Genomic DNA, 15,149 nt, shown 5'->3' with positions numbered 1-15,149 from the left:
CATGACCAGTCCCAACCCCGCCGCGGCCAAGCCCGGCCTGGCGCAGCGGTTCAGCGGTGAGCGGATCGTGCTCGCACTGGCGGCGCCGGTGCTCGCCGTCCTGCTGTCCGTCGTGATCTGTTCCGTCCTGCTGGCGACCTCGGGCAAGAACCCGTTCGACGCCTGGGACGTGATGATCACGTACGCCACCAAGGCGGACGGCCAGGTGAACATCCTCAACCGCTCCACCACGTACTACCTGGCCGCCGCGGCCGCCGCGTTCGGGTTCCGGATGAACCTGTTCAACATCGGCGTCGAGGGCCAGTACAAGGTCGCGGCGCTGTTCGCGGCCTTCGTCGGCGCCCAGCTCGACCTGCCGGCCTTCCTCCAGATCCCGCTGCTGCTGGTCACCGCCATGCTGGTCGGCGGCCTGTACGCGAGCATCGCCGGTCTGCTGAAGGTCTACCGCGGCGTCAGCGAGGTCATCTCGACCATCATGCTGAACTCGATCGCGGTCGCGATCATCGGTCTGCTGCTCGTCCCCGGCATATTCGCGCCGAAGGTCAGCGGCACCAGCAACTCGATCCAGACCGAGCCGATCTCGCAGTCCAGCCACTTCTTCGCGTTCGAGACGAACGGTGGCACCCTCTGGGGCTTCATCTTCGTCGCCGCCCTGGTCGGCGTGGTCTTCCAGGTCGTGCTGACCCGCACCCGCTTCGGCTTCGACCTGCGCGCCACCGGCCGCTCGGAGTCCGCCGCGACCGCCTCCGGCGTCAACGTCAAGAAGATGGTCATCATCTCGATGGCGGTCTCCGGCGCGATCGCCGGTCTGATCGGCCTGCCCGAGCTGATGCAGAACTCGTACTACTTCGGCCAGAGCTTCCAGCCCGGCCTGGGCTTCCTGGGCATCTCGATCGCCCTGCTCGGCCGCAACAGCCCGATCGGCATGGCCTTCGCGGCGCTGCTGTTCGCCTTCCTGGACGCCGCCGGCTCCCAGCTGCCGCTCAAGGGCGGCTTCCCCTTCGAGATCGTCGACGTCATGAAGGGCACCATCGTCATCTGCGTCGTCGTCGCGTACGAGCTGGTGCGCCGCTACGGGCTGAAGCGCCAGCAGCAGAAGGTCGGCGCCCAGCTCGCCGCCCAGGCTGCCGCGGCCAACGAGAAGAAGGAGGTGTCCGCATGAGCACGGCAACGGCTGCCCGTCCGAAGGCGTCGGGCGCACCCGCGAAGAAGCGCAAGCTGTCCTGGCCGGTGGTGCTCCTGCTGATCGCGGGCGCCCTGGTGCTGTTCTCCGCCGTGGGCATGGCCACCGGCAACCACTCGCTGACCTCCTCCGGGCAGGTCACCGCCGCGCTCAGCGCCGCCGTGCCGATCGGCATGGCCGGTCTGGGCGGTCTCTGGTCCGAGCGGGCCGGTGTGGTCAACATCGGCCTCGAGGGCATGATGGTCGCCGGCACCTTCTGCGGTGCCTGGGCGGGCTACCTGGTCAACCCGTGGGTCGGCCTGCTGGCCGGCATGCTGGGCGGGGCGCTCGGCGGTCTGCTGCACGCGGTCGTCACCGTCACCTTCGGCGTCGACCACATCGTCTCCGGCGTCGGCATCAACCTGCTGATCCCCGGCATCTGCGCGTACGTCAACCGGATCTACTACAAGGACTACATCTCGGTCGGTGCCGGCCAGAACCAGTCCCCGCCGGCGGACCCGCTGCCGTACATCACCATCCCGGGCCTGTCCTCCTGGCTGAAGGACATCGAGAGCCACCACTGGTTCTTCGTCTCGGACATCGCGGGCGTGCTCGGCGGCCTGGTCACCAACATCTCGGTGGTCGTGCTGCTGGCCGGCGCGCTGATCGTGGTCAGCTACTTCGCGCTCTGGCGCACGGTGTTCGGCCTGCGGCTGCGCTCCTGCGGTGAGAACCCGACCGCCGCCGAGTCGCTGGGCGTCAACGTCTACAAGTACAAGTACCTCGCGGTCGTCGCCTCCGGCGCCTTCGCCGGCCTCGGCGGGGCGTACCTCTCGCTGGTCGCGGCGCACTTCTACAAGGACGGCCAGACCCTCGGCCGCGGCTTCATCGGCCTCGCGGCGATGATCTTCGGCAACTGGATGCCCGGCGGCCTCGCCATGGGCGCCGGCCTGTTCGGCTTCACCGACAGCCTCCAGCTGCGCGACCCGGAGTCGGTGCACGTGCTGATCCTGACCGTGGGCATCGCGATGATCCTGCTCGCGCTGTGGCAGCTGTACCGCCGCAAGTACACCGCGACGGTGATCTCCTTCGTGGTGGCCGGCGGCCTGATCGCCTGGTACTCGCTCACCGACGAGGTGCAGCGCCCGCTGATCGTCGCCACGCCGTACGTGATCACCCTGGTGGTGCTCTCGCTGGCCTCGCAGCGACTGCGGATGCCGAAGGCGGACGGCCAGATCTACCGCAAGGGCCAGGGCAAGTGACCGCCTCCGCGGCCGCGGTGCCGTCCGCGATCGACTGGGAGCTGCTGCGCTCGGCGGCGCGCGAGGCCATGGGCCACGCGTACGCGCCGTACAGCGGGTTCCCGGTCGGCGCGGCCGCGCTGGTGGACGACGGCCGGGTGGTCACCGGCTGCAACGTGGAGAACGCCTCGTACGGGCTCGCGCTGTGCGCCGAGTGCGGGCTGGTGTCCGCGCTGCACTCCTCCGGCGGTGGCCGGCTGGTCGCCTTCACCTGCGTGGACGGCGCCGGCGAGCTGCTGATGCCGTGCGGGCGCTGCCGCCAGCTGCTGTACGAGCACGGCGGTCCCGGGCTGCTGGTCGAACTGCCCTCGGGCATCAAGCCGATGAGCGAGGTCCTGCCCGACGCGTTCGGGCCGGAGCGGCTCTAGCTTCCCTTTCTGTTACGCGCGTAGAGTGTCGCGAGTGGGCCGGAACCCGGTCATCTCGCGACACTCTTCGCTTTTGAAACCCCTCTTGGAGCACGCATGGACGCCATCTCCGTCATCAGGACCAAGCGCGATCGCGGAGAGCTGAGCGACGCTCAGATCGACTGGGTCATCGACGCCTACACCCGCGGTGAGGTCGCCGACGAGCAGATGTCCGCGCTGGCGATGGCGATCCTGCTGAACGGGATGCAGCCGCGCGAGATCAGCCGCTGGACCGACGCCATGATCCGCTCCGGCGTCCGGATGGACTTCTCCTCGCTGCCGCTGCCCACCAGCGACAAGCACTCCACCGGCGGCGTCGGCGACAAGATCACCCTGCCGCTCGCCCCGCTGGTCGCCGCCTGCGGCGCCGCCGTCCCGCAGCTCTCCGGGCGCGGCCTCGGCCACACCGGCGGCACCCTGGACAAGCTGGAGTCCATCCCCGGCTGGCGCGCCCTGCTCTCCAACGACGAGATGATGGACGTGCTGCGCGACGCCGGCGCGGTGATCTGCGCGGCGGGCGACGGCCTCGCGCCGGCCGACAAGAAGCTGTACGCGCTGCGCGACGTCACCGGCACCGTCGAGGCCATCCCGCTGATCGCCTCCTCGATCATGTCGAAGAAGATCGCCGAGGGCACCGGCGCGCTGGTCCTGGACGTCAAGGTCGGCTCCGGGGCGTTCATGAAGAACCTGGACGACGCCCGCGAACTCGCCCGCACCATGGTCGGCCTGGGCACCACCGCCGGGGTCAACACCGTCGCCCTGCTCACCGACATGTCCACCCCGCTCGGCCTCACCGCGGGCAACGCGCTGGAGGTCCGGGAGTCCCTGGAGGTGCTCGCCGGCGGCGGCCCGGCCGACGTCGTCGAGCTGACCCTCGCGCTCGCCCGCGAGATGCTCGCCGCGGCCGGCGTGCAGGGCAAGGACCCGGCGGACGCGCTGCGGGACGGCTCCGCGATGGACCACTGGCGCCGCATGATCGCCGCCCAGGGCGGCGACGTCGACGCCCCGCTCCCGGTCGCCCGCGAGCAGCACGTCATCCCGGCGCCCGCCTCCGGCGTTCTCACCACGCTGGACGCCTACGCCGTCGGCGTCTGCGCCTGGCGCCTGGGCGCCGGCCGGGCCCGCAAGGAGGACCCGGTCCAGGCCGGCGCCGGCGTCGAGATGCACGCCAAGCCCGGCGACACCGTGGTGGCCGGCCAGCCCCTGCTGACCCTGCACACCGACACCCCGGAGCGCTTCGACTACGCCGTCGAGGCCCTGGCCGGCGCCGTCGTGGTCGCCCCGGCGGGCACGGCGTTCACGCCGAACCCGATCGTCCTCGACCGCATCGCCTGAGGGTGGTGAGGTCTGCTCACGTACGCCGGATCAGGCGTACGTGAGCAGACCGCTGGTGTCGAGCGTCCAGGGACCGACGGCGATCCGGTCGCCGAAGGCGAACTTCTCCCGGGCCTCGTAACCGGGTTCCGAGTGCACGATGCCCGTGCCCGTACGGGGATCGACGAGCAGGTAGAACGGAATCCCCATGGCCGCGTAGTCGCGGACCTTGTCGTGGTAGTCGTTCTCCGGGTTGGACTTGGAGACGACTTCCACGACCAGCAGAACCTCGTGCGGGAGGACGGCCCGCTGCTCGCCCTCCAAGGTCGCCTCGGGGAACACCATCAGGTCCGGGTCGCGCAGTTGGCCGAGCCCCGCATCCTGGAGATCCGCACCGTGGTAGGCGATGTGGCCGGGGTGAGTGACGGGCAACTGGGCGTTGAGCTGTCGGGAGAGGCGCAGCACGGCGAGTTCGTGGCGCTTCACGGGCGACACCATCATGACGATCTGGCCGTCGGCGATCTCGATCTTCCCTATCCCCGGCACCTTCGGCAGCTGATCCGCGATCTCGAGCAGCCGGGCATACGCAGCAGGATCGATGCTCATGTTCCGGAGTGTATCCGCGGCTGCTGTCAAGCGTTCGCGACCGCCTGTCGGGCCGTGTGGGCCCGGCGGGTGGCGTGGAGGGTGACGGCGGTGGCCAGGGCCATGGCGGCGAGGCCGACGGTGGCGGCGCCGGGCCAGCCGGTGGCGTGGTAGGCGTCGGCGCCGAGGGTGCCGCCGAGGCTGTTGCCGAGGTAGTAGGCGATCAGGTAGAGGGCGGAGGCCTGGGCGCGGCCCTCGGTGGCGGTGCGGCCGACCGCGGAGGAGGCCGTGGCGTGGCCGGCGAAGAAGCCGGCGGTGATCAGGACCAGGCCGAGCAGCGCGCAGAGCAGGGACCCGGCGAGGGAGAGCAGCAGGCCGGCCGCGGTGACGCCGATGGAGACGTAGAGGGCGCCGCGCCGGCCGAGCCGACCGGAGAGCCGTCCGGCCGCGGCGGAGGTGCCGGTGCCGACCAGGTAGACCACGAAGATCGAGGCGGCGATCGACTCCGGCAGGTGGAACGGCGCGGCGATCAGCCGGTAGCCGACGGTGTTGTAGACCGCGCCGAACACCGCCATGAACAGCATCCCGAGCGCGTACAACCGCACCAGCAGCGGGTTGCGCAGGTGCCGTCCGACGGTCCGGGCGAGCGCGCGGGCGTCCACCGGGGCCGGGGTGAAGTGCCGGGCGGCGGGGATCAGCAGCCGGAAGGCGAGGGTGGCGACCAGGGCGAGGACGGCGGAGGCGGCGAGGCCCCAGCGCCAGCCGAGCCCGGCGGCGGTCCAGCCGGAGAGCAGCCGGCCGCCCATCCCGCCGATGCTGTTGCCGGCCACGTACAGGCCCATCGCGGAGGGCAGCGCGCTGGGGTGGACCTCCTCGGCGAGGTAGGCCATGGCGGTGGCCGGGAGCCCGGCGAGGACGATGCCCTGGAGGACCCGCAGGGTGACGAGGGTGGTGAGGTCCGGTGCGAAGGGCAGGGCGAGGGCGAGCGCGGAGGCGGCGAGGGTGGAGGCCGTCATCACGGCGGTGCGGCCGTGGCGGTCGGAGAGCGCGCTGGCCGGGAGCAGCCCGAGGGCGAGGCCGAGGGTGGCCGCGGAGGCGGTCCAGCTGGCCTGGCCGGGGGTGAGGTCGAGGTCGGCCGAGAGGACCGGCAGCAGGCCCTGGGTGGAGTAGAGCAGGACGAAGGTCGCGACCCCGGCGGCGAACAGGGCGAGGTTGGCGCGGCGGAAGGCGCGCTGGCCGGGGCGGTGGCGGTCGTCCGCGGTGGCGGCGGGGGAGGGGGCGGTGGCGGGGGCGTCCGGGGAGGTCACGGACGCCCTGGTATCGGAGGGCTGCATGACGTCGACCGTAGGCCTGCCGTCGTTGATGCGTCCAATGCATGAAGCGTGGATGATCGATGCACTGGTGCATGAGTCGAGGTGGTGGCGGGATGTCCGGTCCGGAAGCGGTGGACGGCGGCGAGCAGCGGTACCGGGTGGCCGAGTTGGGGCCGGAGGAGCCGGCCGTGCTGCTGGCGCCCCGGCTGGCGCAGTTCGCGGCGGTGGCCCGGTTGGAGCACGTGACCCAGGCGGCCGCGCTGCTTGGGGTGCCGCAGCCGACGCTGTCGCGCGCGGTGGCCCGGCTGGAGGAGGAGCTGGGGGTGGATCTGCTGGCCCGTCAGGGCCGTACCGTCCGGCTGACCAGGGCGGGTCGGCTGCTGCTGGCCTCGGTGGAGCGGGCGCTGGCCGAGGTCGAGCGGGGTGCGGCGGCGGCCCGGGCGGAGGCGGACCCGGAGGTGGGCCTGGTGGCCTTCGGCTTCCTGCACACGATGGGGCCGGACGCGGTGCCGGCGCTGCTGCGCGGCTTCCGCGCGGCGCACCCGCGGGTGCGGTTCCAGCTGGTGCAGGACTACGGCGCGGCGATGCTGGAGCGGCTGCGGGCCGGGGAGTTGGACCTCTGCCTGGTGGCGCCGCTGCCGGACGACCCGGCGTTCACCGCCCGCCCGCTGGACGAGCAGTTGCTGCACCTGGTCGTCCCGGCGGACCACCGGCTGGCCGGGCGGCGGCGGATCCGGCTGGCGGAGGTGGCCGAGGAGCCGTTCGTCGGGCTGGAGCAGGGCTACGGGCTGCGCGTGATCACGGACGGGTTCTGCGCGCAGGCCGGGTTCGTCCCCCGGCTGGCGTTCGAGGGGGAGGAGGCGGAGACGCTGCGCGGGCTGGTGGCGGCCGGCTTGGGGGTGGCGCTGCTGCCGCCGGCCCTGGTGCCGCGGCCGGGGGTGGTGGAGCTGGAGGTGACGGCGCCGCGCCCCCGGCGGGCGGTCGGGCTGGCCTGGGCGGCGGGGCGGCCGCTGACCCCGCCGGCCCGGGCGTTCCGGGACTTCGTGCTGTCCCGGCGCGGGCGGTTGCTGCAGCACGACTGACGCCGTCGCCGCGGTGGTGCGGCGCTTTGGTGGATCGTATGGACCGGTCGGTGGAATTCCGGATGGAGTTTGGACCATCCGGCGGTGTTCGTGGTGGTCGGTCTACGCGCGTAGGGGCTATATTTCCGCAATGGAACAGCAGATCCCCGTCACCACCGCGGGCACCGGCCCGCGCATCCCCACCGCCGACCAGATCCGCCGCGCGCCGAAGGTCCTCCTGCACGACCACCTGGACGGCGGGCTGCGCCCGGAGACGGTGGTCGAACTGGCCGCCGCCTGCGGCTACCAGGGCCTGCCCACCACCGACCCCAAGGAGCTCGGCGAGTGGTTCCGCGAGGCCGCCGACTCCGGCTCGCTGGTCCGCTACCTGGAGACCTTCGCGCACACCTGCGCCGTGATGCAGACCCGTGAGGCGCTGGTCAAGGTCGCCGCGGACTGCGCCGAGGACCTGGCCGCCGACGGTGTCGTGTACGCCGAGGTCCGCTACGCCCCGGAACAGCACCTGGAGGCCGGACTGAGCCTGGACGAGGTCGTCGAGGCCGTCCAGGAGGGCTTCCGCCTCGGCGAGGCCAACGCCCGTGAGGCCGGCCACCGGATCCGCGTCGGCACCCTGCTGACCGCGATGCGGCACGCCGCGCGCTCCACCGAGATCGCCGAGCTGGCCAACCGTCACCGGGACGGGGGCGTGGTCGGCTTCGACATCGCCGGTGCCGAGGCCGGCTACCCGCCCACCCGCCACCAGGCCGCCTTCGACTACCTCAAGGGCGAGAACAACCACTTCACCATCCACGCGGGCGAGGCCTTCGGCCTGCCGTCGATCTGGGAGGCCCTGCAGTGCTGCGGCGCCGACCGGCTCGGCCACGGCGTGCGGATCGTCGACGACATCACGGTGGGCGAGGACGGCGCGGTCGAGCTCGGCCGGCTGGCCGCGTACGTGCGCGACAAGCGCATCCCGCTGGAGATGTGCCCGACCTCCAACATCCAGACCGGTGCCGCCACTTCGTACACCGAGCACCCGATCGGGCTGCTCAGCCGGCTGAAGTTCCGGGTCACCGTGAACACCGACAACCGGCTGATGAGCGGTACCAGCATGAGCCGGGAGTTCGGCCACGTGGTGGAGGCCTTCGGCTACACCCTGGGCGACCTGGAGTGGTTCACGGTGAACGCGATGAAGTCCGCGTTCCTGCCCTTCGACGAGCGGCTGGCGATGATCAACGACGTGATCAAGCCGGGCTACGCCGAGCTGAAGGCGGAGTGGCTGTTCAGCGCGGGCACCGGCGGCAACTGAGCCGTCGGGGCGACGCTCCCGGCGCGGTCGGTCGGATGAACGGCCCGCTCCCTCAAGGGAGTTGGCGTTCATCCGACTACTCACTCGGGTGAGTGAACGCCCTTTGGTTCCCACGCGACCTGCTCACTACGGTGTGCCCGTCATTGCCGACACGTCACGGCGGCGGTCGCCCGTTCGCCGGTTCCGAGCGTGCAGTCGGCCACCGACGAGGACCCAAAGGGGACCAACCATGAAGCAGGCTCTCAAGGCCGCGGGCACCGCGGCGCTCGGCATCGCCATCGCGGCGGTCGGCGCCGGTACCGCCTCCGCGGTCGACGGCCAGGCGGCCGGCGGCCTCGGGCTGCCCACCGGCGTGTTGACGAACCCGGCCGTGAGCAGTGCGGTCGCCGACACCGCCGCCAAGCTGCCCGCCACCGGCAAGGTGACCGAGACGCTCGGCACCCTCGCCCCGAGCGTCGGCCAGGCCGTCCCGGCCGGCGACACCGCGGTGGCCGGCGTCACCCAGCAGCGCGGCGCCCTCCCGACCGTCCCGGGTCTGGACAAGACCCCGCTCGGCGGGCTGGCCGGCACCCTCCCGGCCCTCCCCGGCCTGACCGGCTGAGCCACCGCACGGCGACGGGCCGCCCACCCCGGGGATCTCCGGGGCGGGCGGCCCGTCGCCGCGTGCTGGGCCGCCAGGCTCACGGTTCCTGGGGGAGCAGCACCCAGAGGGCCAGGTAGAGCAGGAACTGGGGGCCGGGCAGCAGGCAGGAGAGCAGGAAGATCAGCCGGACGGTCCACGGGGTCAGGCCGAAGCGTTCGGCGATCCCGGCGCAGACGCCGGCGATGACACGGTTGTGGCGGGGACGGGCGAGGCGGGCACTCATGGTTCTCTCCCTGCGGCGGTGGCGGCCCGGTCCGGCCGGTCCGGCGGGCTGTTTCCATACTCCGCCGCCGGCGGCCCCCGATCCTCCGCCCGGCAGGTGATTCCCCACCCCGAAGGGTCACCGGGGAGTCGTAGCCGGAAGTCGGGGTCGTCCTCAGGGTCACCCCGAGGGGCGGGCCGAATATCCGGCCGGGCCCGTCCGGACCCCCGGACGGGGCTCGGTAGGATGCTGCCGATCGCGGTCGGCCGGGGGGCGGACGAAAAGCCCGACTTTGTTGCGGAAAACCTCTCCTGCAAGCGATTTCACGTCCTGTTGGGTTCTGTCCGAATTCTCTCGTGAGGTTGGATTTCGCATGCGGCATCGCAGATTCCTGGCCGCGGCCGCCGCCGTCTCGCTGGCCTCCGGCCTGGCCGTCGTCGAGGCCCCGGCCGTCTTCGCCGCCTCGGAGGCCGTCGCGCTCGTGCGGGGCACCCAGATCCAGCCCTCGCCGGTCACGGTCGTGCTCGGCGGCGCGCCCGCCACCGTCAAGGCGGGTGGCGCGCCGGTGGAGTTCACCGCGAGGCTCAGGAACACCGCCGACCACCAGGTGGACGTGCTGTCCTCCGCCTTCGTCGTCGGGGACACCGGCGCCGGCACCAGGCAGAGCCACTTCAAGCTGGAGTACCAGTCGCTCGGCGGCGCGCAGTGGCAGGACGCCACGGTGAACGCCGCGAGCGTCGGCGCCTTCTGGGAGATCGACCGGTCGGCCACGCTGCACCTGGCGGCGGGCGTCGAGGCGGTCTACCGGCTGCGGCTCACCGTCGCCGCCGAGGCCCCGGCCGGCCGGGTGAGTCTGGGCTTCAACGCCAACGTCGATGACCCCACCCTGCCGCGGGAGCAGCGGAGCAGCTTCGCCCAGAGCGAGCGGACGAACACGGTGATCGCTCCGGCGGTCACGCCGACCACGCCGGCGCCCACACCCGCCGCCGCGGCCGACGTCAGGCTCGTCGGGGTGCCCACCACCTTCACGGCGGGCGGCGAGGCGAAGCCGTTCAAGCTGGTCTTCACCAACACCAGCGGCAAGAACCTCCGGGTCATGCCCACGGTCGTCTTCCAGGGGGTGACCGAACTCCCCTTCGAGACGGTCCGGTTCGAGTACCAGGGGCCGGACGGGGCCTGGCTGCCGGGCGGTCCCGGCGGCAACTCGGAGCACCCGACCTGGCTCTACATGAACCTCCGGCCGGGCGACACGGGCTCGGACGAGTTCGCCCTGCCGAAGGGCGCTACCCACACGATCAACGTCCGGCTGTCCTTCACCAAGGACGCGTCGGCCCGTCTCGAGTCGCTGGTGGCCATGGCGGGCAGCCTGCCCGGCCCCGGCGAGAGCGCGACCGTGGTGTCCAGCCAGAAGGCCGACTTCACGATCGTGACCGCGGCGGCTCCCAGTGCCACCCAGACGCCGGGGCCCACCTCCGCGGCCCCGGTGGCCCCGGTGTCGACCGAGTCCGAGACCGCGGGCGCCCCGGTCCTCCCGGTCGCCCAGGCCACCGCCGCGGCGCCGAGCCCGGCGGCGGTCGGCGCGCCGGTGGTCGCCGCCGCGGCCCCGGTCGCGGACCCCCGGCTGGCCTCCACCGGCGGTGGCTCGACGGAGCCGATGGCGATCACCGGTGCGACCGCGATCGCCCTCGGCCTCGGCATCCTGGTGGTGGCGTGGCGCCGCAACCGCGTGCGGCGCGGCACCGGGAACTGACCCGAGGACGCCGGAAGGCCCGTCCGTCACCGCTCGGCAGCGGGTGACGGACGGGCCTTCCGGCGTCCGTACGGAGGGTGCGGCGCGTCAGCCGACCGGGTTCTGCGGCGGCTGCGGCTGGGCGTACGGGTTGTCGGCCACCGGCTGCGGCGGGACGCCCGGCTGGTACGGCGAGGCGGCCTGCGGCGTCGCGGGCGGGGCGGCCTGCGGCGCGACCGGCGGGACGGGCGCACCCGGCTGCTGGGCGTACGGCGTCTGCGGGGCGTTGGGGTTGAACGGGGCCTGCTGGGCGCCCGGGTTGAACGGCGCCTGCGGGGCGTTGGGGTTGAACGGCGCGCCCGGGTTGAACGCCCCCTGCGGCGCGTTGGGGTCGAACGGGGCCGCCGCCTGGGCGGGCTGCTGCTTGGCGTTGCTGCGCTCGACGATCGCCTTCACCGAGGCGACGATCATGCCGATCGGCAGGATGAACACCTTGAAGAAGATGGTGTACGTGCCGCCCTCGAAGACGAACAGCAGGTAGTAGGCGTACCCCAGGAGCCCGAGGCCGATGACCACGTTGAGGACGCGCAGGCCGGCCTTCAGTCCGCCGGAGACGGCCCCGAGGGCCACCATGATGACGCCGCTGAGCGCCAGCAGCACGACGTACCAGGAGAAGAGCGGCTGGCCGCTGAAGTCGAGATTGTTCAAGGGGGTTTCCTGGGGAGGGGAAGACGGAAAACGGTGGGCACCGTTCGGGGACGAGAGCGCACAGTACTGGAGGCGGCCGACATTCGCCTCCGCCTTTGCGTCACGGTGTCATTGCGCTGTGCCGGAACGGGAGTGGACGAGGTGGGAAATGACGGAGTTTGAGGTGCTGCGGGTCTTTTGCGGGCCGGACGGGAGCCACGGGAACGCGCTCGGAGTGGTGCGCGACGGCGCCGCCGTGCCGGAGCGCGCGGACCGGCAGCGGATCGCACACGAACTCGGCTTCAGCGAGACGGTGTTCGTCGACGACCCGGAGCGCGGGGAGATCGACATCTACGCCCCGTCGGTGCGGCTGCCGTTCGCCGGCCACCCGTGCGTGGGCGCCGCCTGGCTGCTCGGGGTGGACCGGCTGGTCACGGCGGCCGGCGAGGTGGCGGTGCGGCGCGAGGGTGGGCTGACCCGGATCGAGGCCCGCCCGGAGTGGGCCCCGCCGCGCACGCTGCGGCAGTACGGCTCGGCGGCCGAGGTGGAGGCCCTGGAGGTGCCGCCGCCGGGGGAGTGGGTCTACGCCTGGGCCTGGCAGGACGAGGCGGCCGGTACCGTGCGGGCCCGGGCCTTCCCCGGGCGGGGGGACGGGATCGACGAGGACGAGGCGACGGGTGCGGCCGCCCTGCTGCTGGCCGCGCGCCTCGGCCGGGCGCTGACCGTCACCCAGGGGCGGGGCTCGCAGTTGCTGGCCGGACCGCGTCCGGGCGGGCTGGTCGAGGTCGGCGGCCGGGTGGTCCGCACCCCGCGCCCGGCTCAGCCGACCGGCGGGGTCGGCTCCGCGTAGGCGCGTCGGCGGGCGGCGGGTGCGACGGCCGCGAGCGGGGCCACGGCCACGGCCGACGCGGCGGCCACCGGCGGCACGGAGAGCACCGTCAGCCGGGGCGCCCGCGGCCGCCGGTCCCGCAGCAGGTGCCGCAGGCCGGGGACGAGCGCGAGGTGGACGGCGGCCACGCCGGCCACGGCGAGCAGGATGTGGTCCACGTTGAGGACGTGCCCGGGCGCCCAGGAGGAGAGGAACTCCAGCGCGGTCGCCAGCAGCGCGGAGACGCCGGTGGTGCGCAGGAAGGACGGCAGCCAGGGGGCCCGGAGCCGGCCGCCGGCCAGCGGCAGCAGGACCCCGAGCGGGGCCAGCAGCAGGAGCTCGCCGACCACCTGCCAGCCGCTGGAGGAGCGGAGCGAGGCGAGCGGCGTCAGGTTGGCGTCGTACACCCAGGCCACCGGCAGCGGTCTCAGCACCAGCCAGAGGACCAGCGCCAGATGGCCGGTGAGACCCGCCAGCCCGGCCCACCGGAGGGGACGGTGGACGGCCGCCGCCGGGCTCTTCTCGTTCCCCGCGCCGGAACGCTCGTCGCGTGTCCTGGTGCCATCTCGCTGCACGGGGGGAAGGACGTGGTCCGACGCCACGTCGGTTCCACACCCGGCGTGAACATTCCCAAACACGCCCCCGAACCGCTCCACGCCCCTCTCCGCGCCCTTCCCGGCGGCCTACTTGCAGGGCGAGGCCGTCGGCACCGCGCCGAACACGTTGTCCGGCGGCGGGCTGCCCGGCGTCACCGGGGTGGGCGACGGGCTCGGGCTCGCGGACGCCTTGGCGCCGCGGGCCGGGGTCATGGTCGGGGCCGGTCCCGGCGGGGTGGCCAGCGCCGCCGGTATGTGCGGGGTGGTCGGGCAGGCCGTCCGGCTGGCGGGCGCGCCGGCGTCGACCGGTACGGCGGTCGGCCGGATGCCGCAGCCGGAGGCCAGGGCGATCAGCAGCAGCACGCCGGCGCCGCGGCGCAGGACGGTGCGGGGGGCAGCGGTGTCGGTGGGGGTGGTCACGTGGCGTCCTTGTCCTGGGCGGCGTCGCCGACGGGGCCGCCCTCGGCCTCGTCCGCGGACGGCGGAGGCGGCGGGGCCGACGGCAGGGTCAGGGTGAACACCGCGCCGACCTCCCCGTTCGCCGCCGTGATCGTTCCCCCGTGTATCTGCGCGTTGGCCATCGCGATCGACAGCCCGAGGCCGCTGCCCTCCGAGCGCGCCCGCCCCCGGTCCGCCTTGTAGAAGCGGTCGAAGACGTGCGGCAGCACGTCCTCCGGGATGCCCGGGCCGCTGTCGGAGACCTCGACCACGACCGACTCCCCGTCCTGGCGGACCTTCACCCGCACCGGCGAGCCGCCGTGCTTCAGCGCGTTGCCGATCAGGTTGGCGAAGACCACGTCGAGCCGGCGCGGGTCGACCACGGCCAGGATGCCGCGCGGGGCGTCCACCTCGACCGCGTCGTACCAGGCCCGCCCGTCGATGCAGGACATGATCAGGTCGGCGATGTCCACCTCGTCGGCGACCAGCTTGGCGGTGCCGGCGTCGAAGCGGGTCACCTCCATCAGGTTCTCCACCAGGTCGGACAGTCGGCGGGTCTCGCTGACCACGAGCCGGACGGCCGGCTCGATCATCGGGTCCAGCGACTCGGCCTCGTCCTCCAGGATGTCCGTCACGGCGGTCATCGCGGTCAGCGGGGTGCGCAGCTCGTGCGACATGTCGGCGACGAACCGCCGGCTCTGCGCCTCGCGCGCGCTCAGCTCCTCGACCTGCTCGTGCAGCGACTCCGCGGCCCGGTTGAAGGTCCGCGCCAGGTCGGCGAGTTCGTCCGAGCCCTCGACCTCCAGCCGGGTGTCCAGGTGCCCCTGGCCGAGCCGCCGGGCGGCGTCCCCGAGCCGCTTGACCGGCCGCAGCACCGTCGCCGAGGCGGCCTGGGCGAGCAGCGCCGAGCCGATCAGCGCGAGCAGCGTCGCGATGGCCAGCGACCAGCCCAGGGTGTTGAGGTCGGCCCGCTCGTTCTCCAGCGACTTGAACATGTACGCCGTCGGGCCGTTCGGCACCACCTTGGTGCCGCCGATCACGAACGGCCGGCCGTCCAGGTTCTGCCGCTGCCAGTACAGGTGGTACGGGTACGGGTTGTTCTCGGTGATCTCGCGCGGCTTGGCGACGGTGGACTGCAGCGCGGCCGGGACGTCCGCCAGCGTGAAGTTCGCCGGGTCGGAGGAGGCCGGGCACTCCGGGTGCGCCGGGTCGACGACCACCACGTCGTACGTCAGCCCCGAGCTGGCCACGTTGGACGCCAGCGTCGCCAGCTCCGGGCAGCTCGCGTTCAGCGGCAGCTCGGAGACGTTGCGGGTGAGCGAGACCCTGAAGTCGTTCAGCGCGGTGTCCTGGGCGCGCTTGAGCACCGCGTCGCGGTTCAGCCAGTACGCGATGCCGGAGGCCGAGACGGCGGCGAGCAGCGCGACGGCCGCGAACACCGCGATCAGCCGCACCCGCAGGGAGCGCAGCCGACGCCACCGGCCCGTCGAGAACCGCCGGGCAGTCGTCTGATGGTCAGTCACAAGAGCCTGTC

The 15,149-nt window shown here is 73.0% G+C and carries 16 protein-coding genes; 9 read left to right on the top strand and 7 right to left on the bottom strand.

What is annotated here, in order from left to right:
• The first annotated feature begins 1 nt into the window (after position 1).
• The 4 genes from ACGF13_RS00300 to ACGF13_RS00285 all read left to right on the top strand — a co-directional run bounded on the left by ACGF13_RS00300 (position 2) and on the right by ACGF13_RS00285 (position 4,205).
• Complete coding sequence (locus ACGF13_RS00300) at positions 2–1,162, top strand: ABC transporter permease (RefSeq protein ID WP_392867132.1); 1,161 nt, start codon at positions 2–4, stop codon at positions 1,160–1,162.
• Positions 1,159–2,424, top strand: a complete 1,266-nt coding sequence (locus ACGF13_RS00295) for an ABC transporter permease (RefSeq protein WP_392867130.1) — start codon at positions 1,159–1,161, stop codon at positions 2,422–2,424. Before ACGF13_RS00300 ends, ACGF13_RS00295 begins: the two co-directional genes overlap by 4 nt.
• Positions 2,421–2,831, top strand: a complete 411-nt coding sequence (locus tag ACGF13_RS00290) for a cytidine deaminase (protein ID WP_392867127.1) — start codon at positions 2,421–2,423, stop codon at positions 2,829–2,831. Before ACGF13_RS00295 ends, ACGF13_RS00290 begins: the two co-directional genes overlap by 4 nt.
• A 96-nt stretch (positions 2,832–2,927) precedes the next feature.
• A complete protein-coding gene (locus ACGF13_RS00285; protein ID WP_392867124.1) occupies positions 2,928–4,205 on the top strand; it encodes a thymidine phosphorylase in 1,278 nt (425 codons plus the stop codon).
• Between the two features lie 30 nt (positions 4,206–4,235).
• Here ACGF13_RS00285 and ACGF13_RS00280 read toward each other — a convergent pair whose 3' ends face one another.
• Complete coding sequence (locus tag ACGF13_RS00280; protein WP_392867121.1) at positions 4,236–4,790, bottom strand: Uma2 family endonuclease; 555 nt, start codon at positions 4,788–4,790, stop codon at positions 4,236–4,238.
• Positions 4,791–4,816: 26 nt separating this feature from the next.
• Positions 4,817–6,103, bottom strand: a complete 1,287-nt coding sequence (locus ACGF13_RS00275; RefSeq protein ID WP_392867118.1) for an MFS transporter — start codon at positions 6,101–6,103, stop codon at positions 4,817–4,819.
• A gap of 92 nt (positions 6,104–6,195) precedes the next feature.
• Between ACGF13_RS00275 and ACGF13_RS00270 the strand changes: the two genes are divergently transcribed.
• From ACGF13_RS00270 to ACGF13_RS00260, 3 genes are all read left to right on the top strand, one after another.
• Positions 6,196–7,164, top strand: coding sequence for a LysR family transcriptional regulator (locus ACGF13_RS00270; protein ID WP_392867116.1), 969 nt, complete (start codon positions 6,196–6,198; stop codon positions 7,162–7,164).
• A gap of 130 nt (positions 7,165–7,294) precedes the next feature.
• Positions 7,295–8,452, top strand: coding sequence for an adenosine deaminase (locus ACGF13_RS00265; protein ID WP_392867113.1), 1,158 nt, complete (start codon positions 7,295–7,297; stop codon positions 8,450–8,452).
• 229 nt (positions 8,453–8,681) lie between these two features.
• Positions 8,682–9,053, top strand: coding sequence for a hypothetical protein (locus ACGF13_RS00260; RefSeq protein WP_392867110.1), 372 nt, complete (start codon positions 8,682–8,684; stop codon positions 9,051–9,053).
• 79 nt (positions 9,054–9,132) lie between these two features.
• Here ACGF13_RS00260 and ACGF13_RS00255 read toward each other — a convergent pair whose 3' ends face one another.
• Complete coding sequence (locus ACGF13_RS00255) at positions 9,133–9,318, bottom strand: PspC domain-containing protein (RefSeq protein ID WP_350735952.1); 186 nt, start codon at positions 9,316–9,318, stop codon at positions 9,133–9,135.
• Positions 9,319–9,670: 352 nt separating this feature from the next.
• Between ACGF13_RS00255 and ACGF13_RS00250 the strand changes: the two genes are divergently transcribed.
• Positions 9,671–11,047: a hypothetical protein gene (locus ACGF13_RS00250; protein ID WP_392867107.1), complete on the top strand. Its 1,377-nt coding sequence runs from the start codon at positions 9,671–9,673 to the stop codon at positions 11,045–11,047.
• An 87-nt stretch (positions 11,048–11,134) separates the two neighbouring features.
• On the opposite strand, the gene ACGF13_RS00245 is transcribed toward ACGF13_RS00250, so the two are convergent.
• Positions 11,135–11,734 carry a hypothetical protein gene (locus ACGF13_RS00245; protein ID WP_392867105.1) on the bottom strand — a complete coding sequence of 200 codons (600 nt, stop codon included), beginning with the start codon at positions 11,732–11,734 and terminating at the stop codon, positions 11,135–11,137.
• 148 nt (positions 11,735–11,882) lie between these two features.
• Here ACGF13_RS00245 and ACGF13_RS00240 point away from each other — a divergent pair, with 148 nt between their 5' ends.
• On the top strand, positions 11,883–12,563 hold the full coding sequence (locus ACGF13_RS00240; RefSeq protein ID WP_392867102.1) for a PhzF family phenazine biosynthesis protein: 681 nt from the start codon (positions 11,883–11,885) through the stop codon (positions 12,561–12,563).
• Here the strand turns inward: ACGF13_RS00240 and ACGF13_RS00235 are convergent.
• The 3 genes from ACGF13_RS00235 to ACGF13_RS00225 all read right to left on the bottom strand — a co-directional run bounded on the left by ACGF13_RS00235 (position 12,533) and on the right by ACGF13_RS00225 (position 15,138).
• Positions 12,533–13,156 (bottom strand): VanZ family protein, encoded by a 624-nt coding sequence (locus ACGF13_RS00235; RefSeq protein ID WP_392867099.1) that lies wholly within the window; start codon positions 13,154–13,156, stop codon positions 12,533–12,535. The two genes, ACGF13_RS00240 and ACGF13_RS00235, sit on opposite strands and share 31 nt — an antisense overlap.
• 108 nt (positions 13,157–13,264) lie before the next feature.
• A complete protein-coding gene (locus ACGF13_RS00230) occupies positions 13,265–13,597 on the bottom strand; it encodes a hypothetical protein (RefSeq protein ID WP_392867096.1) in 333 nt (110 codons plus the stop codon).
• A complete protein-coding gene (locus ACGF13_RS00225; protein WP_392867093.1) occupies positions 13,594–15,138 on the bottom strand; it encodes an ATP-binding protein in 1,545 nt (514 codons plus the stop codon). The genes ACGF13_RS00230 and ACGF13_RS00225 overlap by 4 nt, the downstream gene beginning before the upstream one ends.
• Between the last annotated feature and the right edge of the window lie 11 nt (positions 15,139–15,149).

This window comes from Kitasatospora sp. NPDC048286, assembly GCF_043201735.1.
Lineage (GTDB): Bacteria > Actinomycetota > Actinomycetes > Streptomycetales > Streptomycetaceae > Kitasatospora.
This window is presented reverse-complemented; position numbering and strand designations above follow the sequence as displayed.